This is a genomic window from Undibacterium sp. GW821-FHT11B02, from assembly GCF_058808955.1.
The window spans coordinates 380,735-402,531 of record NZ_JBXASD010000001.1 but is presented as its reverse complement, the minus strand read 5'-3'; the positions used below and the strand labels follow the sequence as shown (position 1 = coordinate 402,531).

10 protein-coding genes and 1 tRNA gene are annotated in these 21,797 nt (G+C 49.9%); 6 read left to right on the top strand and 5 right to left on the bottom strand.

The window, feature by feature from the left end; all coding sequences use genetic code 11:
• Positions 1-3: 3 nt before the first annotated feature.
• Positions 4-1,599 (bottom strand): GMC family oxidoreductase, encoded by a 1,596-nt coding sequence (locus tag AC1RVX_RS01735; protein WP_493214844.1) that lies wholly within the window; start codon positions 1,597-1,599, stop codon positions 4-6.
• 118 nt (positions 1,600-1,717) lie between these two features.
• Between AC1RVX_RS01735 and AC1RVX_RS01730 the strand changes: the two genes are divergently transcribed.
• Positions 1,718-2,767, top strand: a complete 1,050-nt coding sequence (locus AC1RVX_RS01730; protein WP_493214843.1) for a helix-turn-helix transcriptional regulator — start codon at positions 1,718-1,720, stop codon at positions 2,765-2,767.
• Positions 2,768-2,771: 4 nt separating this feature from the next.
• Here AC1RVX_RS01730 and AC1RVX_RS01725 read toward each other — a convergent pair whose 3' ends face one another.
• Both AC1RVX_RS01725 and AC1RVX_RS01720 read right to left on the bottom strand, forming a co-directional pair.
• A complete protein-coding gene (locus AC1RVX_RS01725) occupies positions 2,772-5,102 on the bottom strand; it encodes a PAS domain S-box protein (RefSeq protein ID WP_493214842.1) in 2,331 nt (776 codons plus the stop codon).
• Positions 5,103-5,119: 17 nt separating this feature from the next.
• Positions 5,120-5,587, bottom strand: a complete 468-nt coding sequence (locus AC1RVX_RS01720) for a thioredoxin family protein (RefSeq protein ID WP_493214841.1) — start codon at positions 5,585-5,587, stop codon at positions 5,120-5,122.
• Positions 5,588-5,760: 173 nt separating this feature from the next.
• On the opposite strand from AC1RVX_RS01720, the gene dinB reads away from it, so the two are divergent.
• On the top strand, positions 5,761-6,816 hold the full coding sequence (gene dinB, locus AC1RVX_RS01715) for a DNA polymerase IV (protein ID WP_493214840.1): 1,056 nt from the start codon (positions 5,761-5,763) through the stop codon (positions 6,814-6,816).
• A 55-nt stretch (positions 6,817-6,871) separates the two neighbouring features.
• Here dinB and AC1RVX_RS01710 read toward each other — a convergent pair whose 3' ends face one another.
• Positions 6,872-9,643, bottom strand: coding sequence for a M16 family metallopeptidase (locus AC1RVX_RS01710; RefSeq protein ID WP_493214839.1), 2,772 nt, complete (start codon positions 9,641-9,643; stop codon positions 6,872-6,874).
• A gap of 232 nt (positions 9,644-9,875) precedes the next feature.
• A tRNA-Arg gene (locus tag AC1RVX_RS01705) sits at positions 9,876-9,952 on the bottom strand.
• Positions 9,953-10,235: 283 nt separating this feature from the next.
• On the opposite strand from AC1RVX_RS01705, the gene AC1RVX_RS01700 reads away from it, so the two are divergent.
• The 4 genes from AC1RVX_RS01700 to AC1RVX_RS01685 all read left to right on the top strand — a co-directional run bounded on the left by AC1RVX_RS01700 (position 10,236) and on the right by AC1RVX_RS01685 (position 21,788).
• Positions 10,236-10,784 (top strand): c-type cytochrome, encoded by a 549-nt coding sequence (locus AC1RVX_RS01700; RefSeq protein WP_493214838.1) that lies wholly within the window; start codon positions 10,236-10,238, stop codon positions 10,782-10,784.
• A gap of 586 nt (positions 10,785-11,370) precedes the next feature.
• Entirely contained in the window at positions 11,371-14,151 is a 2,781-nt protein-coding gene (locus AC1RVX_RS01695; RefSeq protein WP_493214837.1) for a TonB-dependent receptor, read from the top strand.
• Positions 14,152-15,053: 902 nt separating this feature from the next.
• Positions 15,054-18,170: a TonB-dependent receptor gene (locus AC1RVX_RS01690; RefSeq protein ID WP_493214836.1), complete on the top strand. Its 3,117-nt coding sequence runs from the start codon at positions 15,054-15,056 to the stop codon at positions 18,168-18,170.
• Between the two features lie 750 nt (positions 18,171-18,920).
• Complete coding sequence (locus tag AC1RVX_RS01685) at positions 18,921-21,788, top strand: TonB-dependent receptor domain-containing protein (RefSeq protein WP_493214835.1); 2,868 nt, start codon at positions 18,921-18,923, stop codon at positions 21,786-21,788.
• Positions 21,789-21,797 lie beyond the last annotated feature (9 nt).

Genomic DNA, 21,797 nt, shown 5'->3' with positions numbered 1-21,797 from the left:
CGGTCACAGCCCGGCCCGTATCATGTCCGCCGCTTTTTCTCCTATCATCATGGTCGGTGCGTTGGTATTGCCACCGATCAGGGTTGGCATGATTGAGGCGTCCACGACCCGCAAGCCGGTCATGCCATGCACACGCAATTGCGGGTCAACCACGGCCATGTCATCCACGCCCATCTTGCAGGTACCGATGGGGTGATACACGGTATCGCAAGTCTGGCGCAGGACAGCACGGATGTCGTCGTCGGTGTGTACATTGGCGGTCTGGAAGTCGCTGCTACGTGCAGCCACCAGCGCCGGGGCATTCATCAACTGGCGTGTCAGTTTGAAAGCCTTGACCATGTTTTCCAAATCATCCGGATGTTCCAGGAAACGCGGGTTGATCAGCGGGACTGCCATGGGATCGGCACTGGCCAGTGTCAGTTCACCCACGCTTTTCGGACGCAACAGACAGACATGACAGGAATAGCCATGGCCCAGATGCAGTTTGCGCGCATGGTCATCCAGCATGGCCAGTACAAAATGCAGTTGTATGTCGGGTGCTGACAAGGCCGGGTCGGTCTTCAGGAAGCCACCGCCTTCAGCCCCGTTGGAACTCAGTATGCCGCGCCGCTGTTGCTGATAACGTCTGAATTCCTTCACCATGCGCACGCTGCCAGCCGCAGAAATACCCAGCAGGTCCAGGCTTTTTGACCGGTACTTGAACACAAAGTCAGGATGATCCTGCAAATTCTGGCCAACGCCTGGCAAGTCATGCACGACCTCTATCCCCAAGCCTTGCAATGCCTTCGCGTTGCCTACGCCGGACAGCATCAGCAATTGCGGAGTTTGCAAGGCACCTGCTGCCAGCAGCACTTCGCGCCTGGCTTTCAGGGTTTTGGTTTGCCCGCCCTGGCGATATTCGACACCGACGGCACGCTTGCCTTCAAACAGGATGCGGGTCACATGACAGCCGGTTTCCACCTGCAGATTCTGGCGCTTGCCCATGTGCGGATGCAGGTAGGCCCGCGCTGCCGTCCAGCGTTCACCATTGTGCTGGGTGACCTGGTAAATGCCTATGCCTTCCTGATCTTTACCATTGAAATCGGTATTGATGCGAAAACCGGCCTGGCGCGCGGCTTCCAGGTAAATTTGCTGGTACGGATTGTCACTGCGCAATTCGCTGACATGCAGGGGACCAGACTGGCCATGATACGGGCCGCCATGGGTTTCATTGTTTTCTGAACGCTTGAAGTAGGGCAGTACTTCATCAAATGACCAGCCAGGATTGCCCAGTGCAGCCCAGTGATCATAATCCTGTCTGTGGCCGCGGATATACACCATCGCATTGATGCTGGAAGAACCGCCCAGCATCTTGCCACGCGGCTGGTAACCACGGCGGCCATTCATGCCGGGTTGCGGTACAGTTTCAAAAGCCCAGTTATTCAGTTTGGTTGGTAGCATGGCTACCACGGCAGCCGGGGTATTCACCACCCAGTTATCCGCTTTGGCTCCGGATTCCAGTACGGTGACATGCAGGGCAGGGTCTTCTGTCAGGCGTCCGGCAACGGCGCAGCCGCCCGAGCCGCCACCAACGACGATAAAGTCAGTAGTAGTTGTCATTTCGTCTCTCTTATGTTTTTGCTGTCTTGCCGGAATCGACGTTCCGGTGTAATTTCAGATATTAAGCCCCTGTCTTTCAGAAAGTAAGGACAATTACTGCCATGTTGCACGCTTATCCATGCTGAATCCGTCTCCAAACCAGGCCACCTCCCCGGTGCTGTCGGTACAGGATGCGGTGTTTCCGGCGCACCCGTTTTCGGGTTTGCTGGCGATAGGGCGTGAGCGCGACTGGCAACTGAATGCCATGTTTCCGGCACTGGGTCTGGATGCGGAGGGCAAACCGGCAAGCGATGTGCGCATCAGCTACCGTCAGGCCAGGGAAAGTTTCTTGCAGGCGCGCCGCCAGGGTGGTGCTGATCTTGGCATCTTGTCCGGCGCACGCAAGTCCCTGCCGCAACTGGGGGCCATGGCCAGGGGAATGCTGGCGCAAGAGAGCTTGTTCAAGGCCATAGAGTTTGGTCTGGAATACCAGTTGATTGCCGGTGCCATGGTGCAACTGGTGCTGGAACCAGGCGCGCAGTTCTCAACGATATCGGCAAGACCGCTGTTTGATGATATGGAATTGCAGGATTTTCTGGATGCTGACCATTTGGCGACCGCCATCAATGCCAGCCGCGCGCTCTGTGGAAGGGGCTTGCAACTGGAAAGGGTGGAATTGCGCGGCAACCGTCAGGCCAGCCGTTCTGTAGGCGAAGATTTTTTTGCCTGCCCGGTGGTGTATGGTGCCGATGTCAGTCGCATCATTGTCAAAAACAGCGTGCTTGACACCCTGTTGCTCACACCTGATCCTGAACTGGCGGACGCCTCCAAAAAAGTTTGCGATGCCGAATTGGCAGCCGTTGGTTTAAGTGGCAAGCAAAGCCTGCTGCATCAACTGGTCAGCCTGCAATGCGAATGCCATAGTGTGCAGGAACTGGCGCAAGTGCTGGGCATCAGCCCCCGGTCATTGCACCGTTTGCTGGCGCGCGAAGGCTGTTCATATTTCCAGATTGCCGAAAGCCTGCGTATGGAAAGGGCCAGACATTATCTGCGTCATACGTCCATGAGCCTGGATGAGATTGCCGAGCAATTGCAGTATTCAGACAGCCGCAGCTTTCGCCGTGCGTTCAAACGCGCCAGTCAACTGAGTCCTTCAGAATTTCGCAATCAGGTTTTGAAAGCCGTCTGAACATTCAGCGATAGACATCGAATTCAAACCAGAAGGTGGTACCGATATCAGGGGTACTGTGGAAGCCGATTTGCCCATGCATTTTTTCCAGCATGGCCTTGGTAATCGACAACCCCAGTCCGGTCCCGCCTTTTTGCCGGGTGTTGGTGCCGTCTGCCTGGGTAAAGGGTTCAAATAGATGCTCTTGAAATTCCGGTGCTATACCACTGCCGTGATCACAGACTTCAACCCGGTAGCGCGGTCCAGCATTGATGATATGCAGGGATACGGCATCACCCTCACGCGAGAATTTTGCAGCGTTTGAAATCAGGTTGGCCATGACTTGCATCAGCCTGTCACTGTCGGCCAGTATCCATGCCTGCGCCGGATAGCTTTTCAGTATCAGACTGACTCTTAGCGATGCTGCATACGACATATTCGATTCGATGGCATTTTGCACCAGCGTCACCAGATCCAGCGCTTCCGATTTGAAAATCATCTTGCCGCTGGCAAGCTTGTCCATGTCCAGTATGTCATTGACCAGGGTAATCAGGCGCTTGCTGTTATTGTGGGCGATGCGTATCAGATGTTCCGCTTGTAATGGCAAAGCCCCGCTGACGCCAGATTCCAGCAAGCTGAGTGAGCCGCGGATCGAGGTCAGTGGCGTACGCAACTCGTGGCTGACGACGGAAATGAATTCTGTCTTTAGCCGGTTCATGCGCAAGCGGTCGCTGATGTCCATGGCAAAAGCGACCCATTCACGTTCTGAATTTTCCAGGTGGCTAAGGCCGACCAGGATGGGTACGCCATTACCATCTTCCTGTTGCAGCATGATTTCAAATGGCACGGTGGTGCCGGTACGAATCAAATCCTCATAGGCCTGCTGGCAGATTTTGATGTCCTGCTGCGACAACAGGGTTTCCCAAACGGCGCTATGGGTCAGCAAATAGTCACGGCTATAGCCACTGAACTGGGTGAAGACATCGTTAACGTCCAGTATCTGTCCGGCTTCATTACCCTGGATGATGCCGATCAGGCTGGAATTCATCAGTCTTTGCAGGCGCTGCTCACTATTGCGCAGGGCATCCAGCATGGTTTTTTGTTCGGTGATGTCCTGTATCATCCAGACTGCACCCTTGACATAACCACCGGTAGGCAAGGCGCGCCCGGCGATGCGGCCTATGAAGGCTTCCCCATTGTAGCGACGCAGAGGCCATTCCAGCTCTACCAGTTCATCTGCCAGCAAACCGGGGACGACTTGTTTGCTGAAAGCCTCATAATCTTCCTGGCCCTGGTACAGGAAGGCCGTTTTTTTACCTATCATTGCCTGTACATCGTGGAAACGGCACAGTTCGGCCAATGCCTTATTGGCACGTACGATCACGCCATCGCTGACAAACATGATGCCTACCGGCACATTGGTAATCAGGATTTCCAGCTCTTTCGCCAGTACCTTGTAGCGGTCCTTACTGGATTTCAGCAGTTCCTGGTTTTGCCGCAGCATGTCTTCGGTCTGCTTGCGTTCGGTAATATCGATGTGGGTACCGACCATACGTAGCGGTTTCCCATTGCTATCCCATTCGACGATACTGCCCAGCGACATGATCCAGCGCCAGTCACCAGCCTTGTTCTTTTGCCGGAATTCAGCATGGTAATCCCCTTTACCCATGCCTTTGGCGTGCGCCTTATAGGCTTGTTTGAGATTGCCTACGTCATCCGGATGCACACCCGCACCCCAGAAATAGTCCCAGAACAGTTGCGGTTCGGTAAAATCATCCGGGCTATAACCCAGCATTTGCAGGTATTCCGGGCTGAAGCTACCTTCCCCGGTTTGCAGATTGATATCGTACAAGCCCTGGTTCGATGCCTTCATGACCAGGCGGCGTTGACGTTCAGCGGCCAGCAACCTTTGCTCGGTCAGCTTGCGTTCGGTATTGTCAGTCAGAAAACCATGCCACAGCACACTGCCGTCTGGCAATAACTCTGGGGTGGAATCACCAAGCACCCAGCGGTCTGGCTTGCCTGGAGAAATGATGCGGTATTCCTGATGCCAGATACTGAGCTCTTTATATGACTTGCGTATGCTCGCAATCAGTTTTGGCAAATCTTCTGGATGTACGATGGATGCCAGGAAACTGGCGTCTTCACTTAGTTGCTCTGCCTTGACACCAAAAAAAGTAATAACTGCATCGCTGGCATAAGGGAAACAGGTGCGTCCATCTGGATAGCGCCGGTATTGATAAAACATGCCGGACAGATGACGCGAAAAATTCGACAGCAGCGCATGGCTGCGTCTCAGCATGTCCAGTTCCGCCTGGTCAGGCGGAAGCAGAGGCGGGGGTGGCAGATCAGACATGCCTGAGTTGGTAATGCTTAGTGATACAGGGCCGTAATTTCATCAAAGAAATCATATACTCCCTGATCACTCATTTTGCGGGCATTCGACAATTCACCGCCTTTGGATGCATACAGTACGCTATTGTCCGGTCTGAGTAAGACGGCTGCAGGTATGCCTTTTTTAGTGGGCGTGCCATAGCTGTTTGACAGGTCCATATTTTTGTCGAACTGACCTACATTGACTTTGACCATGACAAATTTGCTGGCCAGCAGGGGAGCGCTTTTGCCATGCATGGATTTGTCCAGCTCCAGGCAATCCTTACACCAGTTAGCACCGAAAATGACCAGTACTTTCTTGTCACTTTTTTTGGCTTCTGCCAGTGCCTTGGTAATGGCAGCCTGGGCGTCGGCGTTTTCATCATAGGGTTGTGGCGCATTTGCGCTGGCCTGGGCCATGCTCAAGCCAAAAACCAGTGTGCAGATCAGGGAAAACAGTTTTTTCATTATTCATCCTTCAAAAAGCATACAAACCGTGTTGCTACAGATAAGACTATCTTAGCTTAAACCGCAAGATCTGGTTATTTCTTGCGAGAATTAACTGGACTTATACTGTATATACGTTCAGTTGAGAACGGATTTCAGGATAAAATACGGCATTCTTACTTTGAGTGGCCAGTTTGAAAAAGATTATCCATTGCGACTGTGACTGTTTTTATGCAGCGATAGAGATGCGTGATGATCCGGCGCTGCGCGGGAAACCCCTGGCGGTGGGCGGCAAGCCCGACCAGCGCGGGGTCGTGGCGACCTGCAATTATGAAGCCCGTCGCTTTGGCATACGCTCGGCCATGCCAATGTCGCAGGCGGTGCGACGCTGCCCGGATCTGATGATCATGCCGCCGACCATGGAAAAATACCGCATCGCCTCACGCCAGATACTGGCGATCTATCGTGATTACACCGACGCGGTGGAACCGCTTTCGCTGGATGAAGCCTATCTCGACGTTAGCCATTCCACCCAGCACAAAGGCAGCGCCACCCTGATCGCGCAAGAAATACGGGCACGCATTGCCGAGACCGTGGGTATTACCGCCTCTGCCGGCGTGGCACCGAATAAATTCCTGGCAAAGATCGCCAGCGACTGGAACAAGCCGGATGGCATGTTCGTCATCTTGCCCGACCAGGTAGAAGAATTTGTTGCTGCATTGCCAGTAGCCCGCCTGTTCGGGGTCGGCAAGGTCACTGCTGCCAAACTGCATTCCATGGGCATCCATGAATGCCGCGATTTGCTGAAATGGTCATTGCCTGATTTGATGCAGCACTTTGGCAAACTGGGGAATAATCTTTACCAGCTTTGCCGTGGCATAGACAGACGTGAAGTATGCGCTTACTCGGAACGTAAATCCGTGAGCGTGGAAGAAACCTATACCATCGATTTGCCAGACCTGGCTGCCTGCCAGGCTGAATTGCCGGTCTTGTTCAAGTCCTTGCAGCAACGCATGCAAAGGGCGGCGGCAGAAGACAGCATACAAAAGCTGTATGTCAAAATCCGTTTTTCAGATTTCCGCGTCACCACGGTGGAATGCGGAGCCAGGGCGCTGGATCAGGACATGTATGCACAGTTGCTGGCAACCGGCTATTCACGTCGTCAGTTACCTGTACGCCTGCTGGGCCTGGGGACACGGCTGGCAGACGAGAAAACGGAAAATCAGTTGAATTTGTTTGGTGGTGAATAGCTGCAATGGCAAGGACTTTCCTCATGGGAAAGTCCTTGCAGCCTGGTTGAACGACTTACTTGAAATCACCCGCAAAAACACGTACCAGCTTGTCATAACCCAGATACCGGTTCATGGCTTCCTTGATGCTGGCGACACTCAATCCCTGGATTTTCTTTTCCATCTCGGCCTCAAACTGCATATTGCGGCCCAGATACAGGTTGTTGGTCAGCATGGGGGCCAGTACATTATCCTGGCTGCGTTCAAGTTGCATTTGTTGTAGCAGGCTCTTCTTTCCATCTTCCAGCTCTGCAGTTGTAAAGCCATCTTTCAGGACACGGGTAAGTTCTTCCCGTATGCCGGTTTCCAGCTTGACGCGGTTTTGAGGTGCATAAATGGCACCTACCGAGAAGGAGGCGACTTCATCAATGGATGAAGCATTGAAGGAAGAACCACCACCATAACTAACACCATCTTTTTGACGTATGCGTTCCAGTATGCGTGAATTGGAACTGCCGCCCAGCAGGTAGTTACCCATGAGCAGGGCCGGATAATCAGCATGTTTGATACCGACGGGAACATGCATGCCGGCAAAGAAGAAGGCATTTGCCTTGTCCGGCGTGATCAATTGCTTTTCCTCGGCCTTAGTGACGTGATACGGTCTGGCCAGGCGGCTGAAGTTCTGCTGTGCCTTCCAGTCACCAAAGGCTGTTTGCAACTGGGTTTTGATGGCAGCAGTATCGAACTCACCAACGATGGACAATTGCGCCTGAGCAGGCTGATTGACACCGTAGAATTCTTTCCAGAATGCCTTGGCATCGCCGAGTTTGGCGGTTTTCAGCGCAGCAATCTGTTCATCAATGGAACGCTGGTAACGTGGGTCATCTGCTGGCCAGCTATTCAATGCTTTTTTGGCGGCATCTACTGCAATTGCCTGTGGATCTTTGCGTGACTCTTCCAGTTGCGCCAACTGTGCATTGATCAGTTGGGTAAATTCAGCTTCATTGAATGCAGGCTGGCGCAGGGCGTCATGCAATAATTCCAGTACCCGTGGCAGGTTGTCACGTATGGTTTCCACATAGACGTTGACAGTCGATGCATTGCCACTGATTTGCAGCTTGGCCTTGAGCTTGTCCAGTTCCTCAGTGAATTGCTGACGGCTGAGTTTTTCGGTGCCACGGTTCAGCATGGCGGCTGCCAGTTCACCGGCACTGGCCTTGCCTTTCAGGCTGTTTTCATCGCCCAGGTTCAGCATCATGGACAGCACCACGGTATTGCCGCGTGTGGTCTTGGGCAGCAGTGCATATTTCATGCCGTTGCTGAGTGCGCCGGTCTGGGTGCGCTTGTCTATGTTGTCTGCGGTGGTGACAAAGTTTTCTGCCTGCGCCAAGGCTACGCCGGGTTTGAATTCCTTGATCTGCTCATCGACGGCCACTTTGGCTGGTGCTGGTACACGCTCTGGCTTGTCGCTGGGGATGAAACTGCCGGAAGTACGATTGGTGGATTTCAACCAGGTGGTGGCTACCCGCTGCACGTCATCGACTTTCAGTGCTTTGACGCGGTCGCGGAACAGGAAGAACAGGCGCCAGTCGCCGCTGGCGATACTTTCTGACAAAGAGACACCCAGCTTTTCCGGATCGTTGAAGACCTGGGCAATGTCAGAATCCAGCTTGGCCTTGGCGCGCGCCAGTTCAGCTTCGGTCACCGGGGACTTGTCGAAGCTTTCTATGGTGTCCAGCAAAATCTTTTTCGCTTCCGGGACATTCTGTTCGGTACGCATATTTGCGCCCAGCAGCAGGAAGCCCGGCTCTTCCAGATTGGCTGCCCATGGGAAAACGTCGGCGGTTTTCTTGGTTTCCACCAAGGCTTTATACAAGCGGCCATTCGGTGTGTCACCCAGTATCAGGGCTAGTGCTTCGGTTGCTGCATAATCGGGATGCGCTGCCGGCACGGTATGGTAAAGCGCCACCACCGCCTGTGAATCACCAACGCGGCGTACGGTCACGTCACGCTCGCCATCCTGTGCCGGGTCCAGGGTATAGGTGGTTTCTATCTGGCGTTTTGGTCTGGGGATTTTACCGAAATGGGTACTGATCAATTGCAGCACCTGTTTGGCATCAAAGGCCCCGGCGACGATGAGAGTGGCATTGTCTGGCTGGTAATATTTGCGCCAGAAAGCCTGCAGGTGCGGGATATTGACGTTTTCCACGTCGGTGCGGGCGCCGATGGTGTCCTTGCCGTAATTGTGCCATTGGTAGGCGCTGGAAATGACGCGCTGTATCAGGGTGCCGACCGGCGAGTTTTCATTTTTTTCCATCTCATTGCGGACGACAGAAAATTCGGTCTTCAGGTCTTCACCGGAAATTCGCGAATTCACCATGCGGTCTGCTTCCATGGAAATCGCCCAGGCCAGGGTTTCAGGCTTGGCGGCAAAGGTTTCATAGTAATTGGTGCGGTCCAGCCAGGTCGTGCCATTGAATTGCACGCCGCGCTGCGACAGTTCTTCCCACAGGCGGGGATGGGCTTTGCTGCCCTTGAACATCAAGTGTTCCAGCAAGTGCGCCATGCCGGTTTCGCCATAGTTTTCATAACGTGAACCGACATGGTAAGTAATATTAACCGTCGTGGTTGGCTTACTGGCATCCGGTACCAGCAATACCCGCATGCCATTGGCAAGCTGGTATTCATCTATGCCTTCCACCTGGCGTATCAGTTTCAAACCAGCTGGCAAGGCGGTTTTGGCAAGTGGAACTGCCTGCTCAGCCGCCATCGTGGCGGGGGCCATGGCAGCACAGGCCAGGGCGATAGCAAGGCTAAGCGTAGTAAGCTGGAGACGGCTTGATTTCATAAGCGACCTTCATGTGTCATGTGTATTGGGAAAAACCTGTGCCTGCTCTGTCATGGCGGGTACCGGTATGACAAAGCAGATAGGGACAGGTTCAAAAAATGAAATACGTGCAAGGCAATTAAGCCGGGCTAGCATATAGCAGATGTCGGAATGTCGACAAGGGCAGAGAAAATGTCCGTAGCGTCCGTAGCAAGTATTGCTTAGCTAAGGAGGCCGTGACAGGAAGGAAACTTGGTGCGCCAGACACGAATCGAACGTGCGACCCCAGCCTTCGGAGGGCTGTACTCTATCCAACTGAGCTACTGGCGCTTGGGGGGAAACTGTTTGGAACTCATTTCATAATCAGGCATGAGTTCTGGTAGTGCAAGGGCAACATTCTAACCTAAATTGGGCTTTATCTCCCGTCCCAAACCAAGGAATTTGTCGTTAAACAGGCTGGAGTTTCTGTATTCTTGGTCAAGTCCTCTTGCTTTTCATTCCAAACAGGACACTTTCGCACTATAATCCCAAGCTTTGGCAATTGCTTGTGTAAGCGGCATGCCTGCACTCCAGATTTATTTTCAGTACCTACTTTATTTGCAACGAGGAAACCATGAGCGACGCGCACGACGAACACGAATCAGCGATTAAGACCCCTAAGCAACTTATCGTTGCTGTACTCGCTGGATTCCTGGTCCCCATTATCGCCATTGTCTTGCTGGTACAGTATGTATCGAATGACAAAAAAGTCGGCGCTGGTTCTTCTGCACTGACGCCGGAAGCGACAGCTGCGCGTATCAGCCCGGTCGCAGACCAGGGCTTTACTTTTAAAGATGCAAGCGGTCCTAAAACATTGCAGGCAGGCGAAACTGTTTACAAGACAATATGCTCGGCTTGTCATGATACTGGCGCTGCTGGCTCACCGAAGTTTGGCGATGCCAGCGCTTGGGGCCCACGTATTGCTCAGGGTTACGACAAATTGGTGGCCAATGCCATCTCCGGTATTCGTGCCATGCCTGCCAAAGGCGGCAATCCTGATCTGGATGATATAGAAGTTGCTCGTGCAGTCGTCCATATGGCCAATGCAGGTGGTGCCAAATTCAAGGAACCAGAAGTCAAGGCTGCTCCAGCAGCAGCCTCGGCAGAAGCTTCAGCCAAGTAATTCTCCCACCAATTTTTTTGGTGTCTTAACAAAAACCCCGGTTCGCCGGGGTTTTTGCTTTTCAGCATTAGATTTTCTCTTCATTCCTTTGGTTTTAGATTGTTTATTTCCGGCTATTGTTTTTTTGAGTGCTTAATATGTTAAGCGCACAAAATTAGGGCGAATTTCTGTAGGTAAAAAATCACTAATTGTCGTTTTCATCTTATATCGTCGCGGTACTACAAAATTGCAAAAAAGCAATTTGCAAGGGATGTAACACTAGAAAAACTACGTTACAAAATAGTTAAAATTATTTTCATTTCCCCGGAACTTTCGTCCTAATCTGTAGACTTATGCGAGCGACTTGTTTCAAGAAAATGGCTAAATTTAAGCAAGTGTTGTTTTTTCGTCGTTTGTACAATTTCAAGATTGACAGCAGATTCTCCAAGGTGGTTTCATTCTAGGGCTAAATTTTTGAAAGAATTTAATTCAAAAATTACTCATGAATGGAAATATTTTTCCATTTTAATTTGGTGATTTTGCTTAATTGCAAAATTTATCTGGTTGTCACAGATTTATTGGTAATGTACAAACAACGGAGCGCAAAGTGATTAAAGAAAAAACCATTTCAAGATCAGTACGACTGATCTGTTCTAGCGGCCTGGTGCTGAGCATGGGTGTGTTGGCCCCAACTGCTTTCGCACAAGAAGGCGTCCAAAAGGTAGAAATTACCGGTTCCAGTATCAAGCGTACTGAAACAGAAGGTGTTGCAACGACTCAGATTTTGAGCCGTAAAGACATTGAGCAAACTGGCAAAACGTCCATCGCTGACGTGGTACGCAGCATCTCTGCGGATAACAACGGCAGTATCAGTGGTTCTTTCACCAATGGTTTCGCCGGTAGTGCTTCAGGCGTGTCCCTGCGTGGTTTGAGCGTCAGTTCCACTCTGGTGTTGATCAACGGTCGCCGCACAGCCCCTTATGGTTTCGGTGATGACGGTCAGCGCAGCTTCGTTGACTTGAACTCCATCCCTCTGGATGCAGTTGAACGTATCGAGATTCTGAAAGATGGCGCTTCTGCGATTTACGGTTCCGATGCGATCGCCGGTGTGGTCAACATCATCTTGCGCCAAAATTATGTAGGTCAATCGGTTTCCGCCAGTATTGGTCAATCTTCCCGTGGTGATGGCCGCATTTCCAGTGCTTCGGCTTCGATAGGTTTCGGTAATCTGCAAACCGAAAAATACAATGTCTTTATGACCATTGATGCCAAGAAGCAAGAAAAAATCTGGCAAAAAGACCGTGACGATTACATTGGTCAGGCTGATGCCCGTCCATGGGGTGGTCGTGACCAACGTGCCGGCTTTATCACATCCGGTAATGCAGGCGGCAGCAATATGCTGGGTACAGTGCGTCCTGTGAGCGCCACTGGCGGCACCATTGCTGGACGTGGCATACAACAATTGCCAGGTACTTGCGACCCCAAAAATCTGGATCCAGTTGGTGGTACATCGTTGGATAACGCTGGCGGCGGTTGTATGTTCGATCCGGTGCAATACCAGACCATACAACCAGAAACACAAAATCTGAATCTGTATGTACGGGGTACTTTCGCCATCAATGACGCGACCACGGCCTATACCGAGCTCGGCTTGTTCAACAACAAGGCGAAAACCCAGACTACACCATCCGGCTTGACCGGTGCTGGCTTCGATCTGGTGAATGCACGTGTCAATAATACAGGCACAGGCCCTGACCAGCTGTTGTTGCCTATTGGCCATCCGGACAATCCATTTACCGATGCCCGCGCACGCCCACGCTGGATTGATGCTTCCCGTCCACGCACAGCCGATCTGGAAACAACGGTTACGCGTTTCCTGGCTGGTGTAAAAGGTACCGTCGCTGAATGGGATTACGATACAGGCTTCCTGTATGCAGAAAGCAAAACAGACAAGACACAAAACGGCTACTACCGTCAGTCTGCTTTGAAGACAGCAATAAACAACGGCACTTTCCGCATTGGTCAGGGTCGTGTTAATTCAGCCGACGTGTTGGCACTGGTATCCCCTACCCTGCTCAATTCTGGCGTGACCAAGAGCACATCTGTGGATTTCAAAGCCACACGTGAACTGATGCAATTGCCAGGTGGCGCCATGGGTATTGCGGTTGGCGCAGAATATCGCAAGGAAGAAACCAACAGCGAGCCAACACCGTACACCGATACCAATGACATCGCTGGCCTGGGTTACTCTGCTGCCAAAGGTTCACGTAACGTTACTGCGATCTACACAGAGTTGGCTATCCCAGTATTAAAATCGCTGGAATTCCAGCTGGCTGCGCGTTCAGACAAATACTCTGACTATGGTCGTTCTACAACACCAAAAGCCGGCTTCAAATTTACACCAACCAATACCATCGCTTTCCGTGGTACGTATGCTGAAGGTTTCCGTGCTCCTAGCGCGGCAGAGAATGGTGACAGTGCTGTAGCCGCATTTACCAACATCGCCAGCGATCCTATCCGTTGCCCAGTGACCAAACTGGCAGCTGACTGCTCTTCACAAAACGTGGGTGCAATTACTGTAGGTAACAAAAACATCAAACCTGAAACTTCCAAGAGCTATAGCCTTGGTCTGGTTGTAGAACCGATCAAGAACTTCAGTATCTCTCTGGACTGGTGGAAGATTGTTCGTGATGGTGAAATCAGCGGTTCTGATCCTGGCTCTATTGTTGCTAATCCAGCCGGTTACCCAGACGCTCAAATCGTCCGTGGCGAACCAACAACCAACTTCCCTAACCTGGTTGGTCCTATCCTGATGGTGAAAGCACCATACCTGAATGCTGGTAAGACACAGACTTCCGGTCTGGATCTGGATATGCGCGCCAAGTTTGACCTGGGCAGCAATGGAAAGTTGAATGCTGGCCTGGTTGTGACTTACATGAATGAGTTCAGAAGGACTGATGCTGATGGTACAGTGCATGAATTTGCCGGTACCCATGGTGACGTGAACCTGTCTGGCGATGGTGGTACACCACGTACCAAAACCACATTCACTCTGGGCTGGGAACGTGGTCCATGGACACTGTCTGGTAACGTCAACTATGTTTCCAGCATCAGCGACACCAATGAAATCGGTGGCGACTGCCTGGACGTAGATGTTAATGGCAATCCTTATCTCGGTTGCCGTGTTGCCTCATTCACGACTATGGACGTATTTGGAAAATGGAAAATGTCGAAAAACCTGGAATTCACGGCATCCATCACCAATCTGTTTGACAAGATGGCTCCGCTTGATGTCCAGACTTATGGCCGCATCAACTACAATCCGTCCCTGCACCAGTCTGGCGCAGTCGGTCGTTACTTCAACGTTGGTGCACGTTATACATTCTGATAAATGCACAGACGGGCGCTATATGTAAAAATCTTGCCTCATCCTGTTCAGTTCCAGACAGGATGAGTGGGATGTAAACAAGTCATTGTTGCAGCAAAAAACCGCAAGCTTGCTTGCGGTTTTTTTTCGACTGAACCTCGCTTAAGAGGGCTTGGTTTTTAGTCGGAAATGTAAAAACACATTTTTCTGCCTGCGGTGTGGACCCATGACATTTGTCTCATTAAAGATACAGAAAAGATCATGAAAGAAAATATATTAACAATATTGACCCCATCAATTTCCATAAAATTTACATCATACTAGTTTGTAATAATTGTGTTAACTGCAATGTAAATACTTGGGGCTGCCTATTCTCCAAAAAGGCCAAATAGTTATTCTCGAATTTTCGTCCATCCAATAGCCACCGTTGGCAATAAAATTTTGTCCCAAGTCCATGTGGGTGAATTAAATCGAACAAAGTTACTGGCAGTTATAAGAATAGAAAATGTTGGCAAGAACAAACAAAAAAAAGATTCTTTTATTTTGTTTTTTTATTACCCGGATTTACCGTCGAAACAGCTTACAAGGGCCAAAATTTCGGCCTTGACACTGCCTTTGAGCGATGGTTCCATGCAATATGAGTATTTTTGACAGGAAAATTTACATTTGTAACTTCAAAATCTAAGCGGGATGATGTCTGCATTTTCTTGAAGCCAATAATTGCAATAACATAAGTTTTCTTTGGGAAATATTTCTGGTGTGTTTCGATCATTATTTACACAAGCAATGTGTGTTCTCTGACAGGATGAAAAAGCATTTGAGTAGATATTGATTTTAAGAAAGAGGAAGTTGCGCGAAATTGATGGTGAGTTGAAGGAAGTTTCGCGCTGCGTTTTATTGATACAAAATACTTAGGAAAAAACATGTCTAAAAACAGTCTGGTATTTAAAAAAACACTGGTAGCACGCGCGCTCATACTGGCGTTTGGTGCTGGTGTGATGACCGTCGGTATGAATCCGGTTGTCATGGCACAATCAAATACAACCGGCACGATCTCAGGTAAAGTTGCTGTTAAGGCAAATACAAGCGTTTCCATCGTCGGTGTGGATAATGGTGTCAAACGCACTATCACACCAGATTCATCTGGCGCCTTCCGTGTTCCCTCCGTGCCTATTGGTAATTACAAGGTGTCGTTGCTGGAAGGTACGTCCGTAATCGCTACCCAGGATCTTGAAGTCCGTATCGGTCAGGACAGCGAAGCGACATTTGGTACCCAGGTTGTCCAAATTACCCAACGCGCCAAGGCAATAGATGTGAAGAGTTCCAATTCTGGTTCTTCTTTCACAGCCAAAGAACTCTCAGTAATCCCGATTGCTCCAGCTGTCGCCAACATCGTTCAACTGGCCGGTGGTACGACCCGCGCAGAATCACGTTTCGGTAATAACGCCGCTTCCTTTGGTGGTTCCAGTGCGGCAGAAAATGCCGCCTACATTAACGGTTTCCCCGTGACCAGCGCCCTGTATCAGGTCGGTTATTCCTCCCTGCCATTCGGCTCAATTGCTGAAGCCCAGGTCATTACCGGCGGTTATGGTGCAGAGTTTGGTCGCTCCACTGGTGGCGTTGTGAATATCACCACCAAGAGCGGTACCAATAACTGGGAAGTGGGTGCAGGTTTTACTTATGCCCCGAATAGTCTGCGCTCAACGCCGAAAGACATCTTGTACCCAAATACAGGTGCTGCTCGTAATGCAGGCACCGACGGCAAAATTTTCAACTATAAAGCCGGTGACATCGTAGACGAGAAGATCTACAATTTTTCTCTCGGTGGTCCGATCATCAAGGACAAGTTGTTTGTCTACATTGCGGCTGAAACAACACAAAAAAATACCCAGACAGCACGCCTGGCGTCGTCCAACACGACCAATAACAAATTGGGTTGGCTAGAGCAAACTTCTGAAGTCCCACGTTACCTGGCCAAAGTCGACTGGAACATTACAGATGATCATCATCTTGAATACACCCGCATTGGCGATGAGTCCCGTGTAGAAGACAAATATTTTGGCTTTGACTATACAACCAAGCAACGTGGTTATACCCAATATGGTGGCGCCACATTTAAAAACTATGCATCTGGCTTGCTTGGGTTTAACGCCAACGGCGCGGCTTTGCAGGCACCTCAGGGTGCTAATATTGATATCCTGAAATATACGGGCTATCTGACAGACAATTTGACCGTGCTGGCTTTGGTTGGTCAATCCAAAGTTGATCACGTGCAGACGCCATTTGGTTACATTCCCGGTGTAAAACCTTTTACAGCGGCGGATGCTAACCGCGTACCGGGTGTCAATTACAACGTAACGGACCCACAAACTTTTGCAGGTAGTTTGTTACGCGAAGGTGCCAATGACCAGAATAAGGGTTATCGCTTCGATCTGGAATACAAGGCTACTAAAGATCACACTGTCCGTGCCGGTCTGGACTACAACAAGATCAACTCGGTAGCTGGTAGCCAGGCTGCAGGTGGTGGTACCTGGACTTATCTGCGTGCCACAGATCCGAATGCAGTGCTTTCTGGCCATAATATGTCTCCAGCAGCAGGTGGTGGCTATGGTACGCAAGGCTACTATGTTGATTTGAATCTGCAGGCTACTGGCTCGACCCCGTCAGTCAAACAATCTGCGCTGTATATCGAAGACCGTTATCAAATCACCAAAGATGTGTTGCTGACCGTAGGTTTGCGTAGTGAAAGCTTCTCTAACCAAAATGAAGTCGGTACGACTTTCGTTGAGCAAAAAAATCAAATCGCTCCTCGTTTTGCGGCAGCCTGGGACGTGAACGGTGACGGTTCCTTGAAAGTATTTGGTACTGCAGGTCGTTATCACTTGCCATTGCCAACAAATCTGGCGGTGCGTTTTGCGGGTGCATCTTTGAATACTGACCAGTTCTACACCTATACTGGGGTTGATCCAAAGACGGGTGCTCCTCTTGGCCTGAACAAGATCAGTGGTGTGTTGTCTGCCAACTCTGAATTCGGTCAGCCTAAAGTTGCCAATGAATTGGCTGCAACCAATTTGAAGGCTCACTATCAGGATGAAATCAATATTGGTTTCGAAAAAGCGCTGTCGTCAGAATTTAACGGTGGTGTGAAATTTACTTATCGTAAATTGAAAAATACCATCGACGATTATTCCGATACCCGCGCCATCCTGAAGAAATTGAATGCAGCCGATTTGGCTACTTACAATGCAGCAGGTTTGGGATGGAATGGTGCCTTGTTCAATCCAGGCCAGGACGCGACATTCGTTTTCCCACTGGGTAACGGACAGCAACGTACCATATCTATAACTGCGGCAGAAATGGGTTTCCCTGAAGGTCCAAAACGTGAGTACACAGCCCTGGAATTCATGCTGGAACATCCAATGCGTAACAACTGGTATGGTAAATTCAACTATACCTGGTCACGTAGCGAAGGTAATCAGGAAGGTCTGACCAAGTCCGACAATGCGCAGTCTGACGTAGGTAACAGCTCTTTGTGGGATTTCCCGGAAACCATGATCAACGGCAGTGGTTTATTGCCAAATGATCGTACACACCAGTTCAAGGCTTACGGTTTGTATGAAATCAACCCTGAATTTGCGGTTGGTGGCAACTTGCTGGTGGCATCTGGTCGTCCAAAATCGTTCACATGTAATATTCCATCAGCGATGGATCAGGAAGGTCTGGGCTTGTCACAATACGGCTCTATCTTCTACCTGTGCCCAGCCAGCTCAGGTGTTCCAAACGGTCGTGGTGCAGCTGGCCGCTTGCCATGGGATACCCGTCTGGACCTGAACTTCATGTACAAGCCAAGTATAGTTAAAGGCTTGTTACTGAAGATGGATATCCTGAACGTCTTCAACAGGCAAGTTGTACAGTCTATCGATGAAGGCTATAACGTCAGGTTGGCTGGCGACGCAGTCAGCCCAACAGCTGGCCAGGAATTGTCTTACACAGCACCTCGCTCTATCCGCCTCTCAGTTCAGTACAACCACAAGTTCTGATGCTCGTCTGAGTAGCCTGAAAAAAAATTTCCCCTGTTGGCGCAAGCCAGCAGGGGATTTTTACATTTTGGAATGGAAAACATAGTTCAGCCTGACAGGAAATCAGCTCTTTTCAGGTATCAATTTGTTGTACCTTTACGACAAAAAGTTGTTTCAGAATGTACGCTCTAGTGTGCTGCAAGGCATTTGACTCGTTTGTTTTTTTTACTACCAGGCGAATATGTGTTCTTTTGAAATTTCAAGTTGACAAAAGTCTTAAGGACAATTTCTTTCATTTTAGAAGTGCACTTTTTAGTGACATCTTTTATCAAGAAAAAGTCATTTCAATGTCGCAAAAATTTTGTTGTGATTGAAATGAACTAAATAATATGGATATATTGCAGAACGAGGTTAATTCGCCACAACTTTTCTTGCGGAAAATCCCAGATACTGATCAATCAAAGTTTGGATGTAGACCCCACTTCCATAGAAAACAATCTTGCTTTTAAGCATCGAAGACTTGCCTTGACATCAAACGCCCCAAATGGTTCCATAAAAAAAGGTGTTTTTTGATGAAAAAATTTACATCGGCAAAAATAAAAAAATAAATGATTTACATATCCATGTTTAACATGAAGTTTTTACATTGCCGCCAATCAAAAAACATCCAAGATAAAAATGTGGCTTTGCCATGCAGATAGGGGGTCTTACTTACGAGGTGAGGCCTTGCATGCGAAGTCTGACTTGTTAGTTTTTTTCGGGGGAATAGTCATGGTAGAAAAAATGTTGGCCCGGTCAGTGCGCCTGATGTTTGTAGGCGGTTTTGCTGTCGGTGCAGGCTTGCTGGCACAACCGGCAATGTCGCAAGATGCAGTTCAAAAAGTGGAGATTACCGGTTCGTCCATTAAACGGATTGCGCAGGAAGGTGCTTTGCCTGTACAAACCTTGACACGTAAAGACATAGAACAAAGTGGCTTGAATAATGTGGCTGACCTGGTTGCCGCTTTGCCAGCCATGCAAGGCTTCATTACCTCTTCTGCTTCGGTTAATGGTGGTGGCGCAGGTCGCCAATCTGCCTCCATTCATGCGATTGGTACAGATTACACTCTGGTGCTGTTGAATGGTCGCCGCATGGCGCCGTATGGTACAGGTAGTGCAGTGAACTTGGGCAGTATCCCTCTGTCCGCCGTAGAACGTGTAGAGATCCTGACGGATGGTGCATCGACTTTGTACGGTTCAGATGCGATTGCCGGTGTGGTCAACTTTATTTTGAAAAAAAACCAGACTGACCTGAACGTAGAAGCCACACTGACCAGCCCACAACAAAGCGGTGGTCGCAGCAGCAACTTCTCGATTTCCAAAGGTTTTGGTGACCCGGTAAAAGACGGTTACAACGTTTTGTTTGCCTACAGTCACGATGAACAAAAAGCCCTGGAAGCGTCACAGCGCAGCTTCGGTAGCTCCGGTGTTCAGAAATTCGTCAAAGACGGCAAGATGTATGCTACCTGGCAAACCAGTATCAATTCCATTCCTGCGAATGCTGATATTTATGATTCCCTGGGCAATAACGCGACTTTCTCGCCTGACCTGGTGAATACCGGCAAATGTAATGGCCCAAATACTTTTGCACGTGGCGGCGTTTGCCGTTATGACTATGCGTCCACAGTGCAATTGCTACCAGAACTGAAGCGCGACAGTTTGTTTGCCTCTGGCAACCTGAAAGTCGGCAAAGACACGACACTGTTTGGCGAACTGGTGATGTCCAATTTCTCCAACACTGCATATTATGCGGCTCCAGCACAACCTTTGACTACTTTCAGCACGGACCCTGTCACTGGCGTCAAGGTGATTAACCCGAACTACATCGGTGCCTACAACAAATCTGTAGTGCCTCTGTTGGCAGGACAAGGTATCAACCCTACCGACGTGACCGATGCCTTCTTCTACTTCCGTGCCCGCGATGCAGGTGGCCGCGCCGACAAGTACAAAACCGAAGCACGTCACGGAGTAATCGGCCTGGAAAGCAATTTTGAAGGCTGGGATTACAGTGCCAGCTATACACACTCCGAAAACACGGAAAAAGATGACGCTGTTTCCGGTTACATGAGTGCTAATCGTTTTGATGCACTGGTCAAATCCGGCGCTTACAATCCATACATCATCAATGCGAACGCCAGTTCGATTCTGGCACCAGCAATACTGCAAGAAAACCTTAGTGTCACGAAATCCAAGATCGATGTCTTGAGTGCCCACGCATCCAAAGAGTTGTTCGACATGAGTGGCGGCAAGGCTCAACTGGGTCTGGGTGCAGATATGACCAAGCAGTCTTATGACGATGCGCCTAGCGAGCTCTCGCAAGGTCCTGGTCCACAGCATCCCGCCTGGACTGACGTCATTATTGGTGGCAGCACCGGCTCACAAGGTCTGGTCGCTTCCCGCAAAAGCTGGGGTACTTTTGGTGAATTGTTGATGCCTGTCATCAAAAACATGGATGTCACTGCTGCCGTACGTTATGACAGCTATGATGCTGTGAAGAAAGACAATGTCAGCTATGACGTGAACGGCAATGCTTCGCAACCTGGTACTCAAGGTATTTCCGTTTCCAAGGCAACTTATAAATTGTCCGCACGTTACCAGCCAGTGTCAAACCTGATGCTGCGCGGTTCTTACGGCACTGGCTTCAAAGCACCTACGCTGAATGACATTTCCGATCCATTGAAAAATGACGGTTCGTCGAACTTCTTCCCTTGCCCCATCACCCAGGCAAGTGATCCACGCTTTGCTTATTGCCGTGGTACTTCCGAATATGGTCTCTTGAAAAAAGGTAATCCAAGCACAGGTGCGGATGCACTGAAGGCAGAAGAATCAAAACAGGCGGCTCTTGGCTTCCGTTTTGAACCGGTCAGCAGCCTGTCGTTGGGCCTGGACTGGTGGGATGTGAAACTGAAAAATCAGATCCAGAGACTGTCTCAGGATTTGATTTTCACGACACCGTCACTGGCTAATCAATACATCTCCCTGTACTACGATCCTATCCAGAAATCCAAAGTTCTGGTGGCGACGCGTAGTCCTGTGAATCTGGCCAGCTCACGCTATTCCGGTCTGGATTGGGATGCGACCTTCAAGACAGCCCTGTCTATCGGCAAGCTGACCATGAACTGGTCCGGTACTTATATGCTGACAGCAGAAAAGGATGTACCCGGTGCAGCCAAGGAAAGTAGCATAGGTCGTTTCGACTCCTATGATGATGTCACCTTCCGTATCATCTCCAGACTCGTGACTTCCCTGAAAGTGTCCGATCAGTACACGCATAGCCTGACCATGAATTACCGTTCTGGCTATCACGACAAGGTAGCGACGGCAGATGATGCTTATGTCCGTTCCGTGAATGCTGACGGCAGTATTGGTGGTTATGTAGACATGGCGCGTGATGTCAGCAACTACATGACTTTTGATTATCAATTGCAAGCCAAGGTAATCAAAAATCTGACTATTACTGGCGGTATCCGTAACCTCTTCAATGTTGATCCTCCATTCACCATTCGTAATACCGGTGGTGGTAATCAGGTTGGCTATGATGGTCGTTATACTGATCCACTGGGTCGTACCTTCTATGTCACAGCTGCATACAAGTATTAATTATTGATA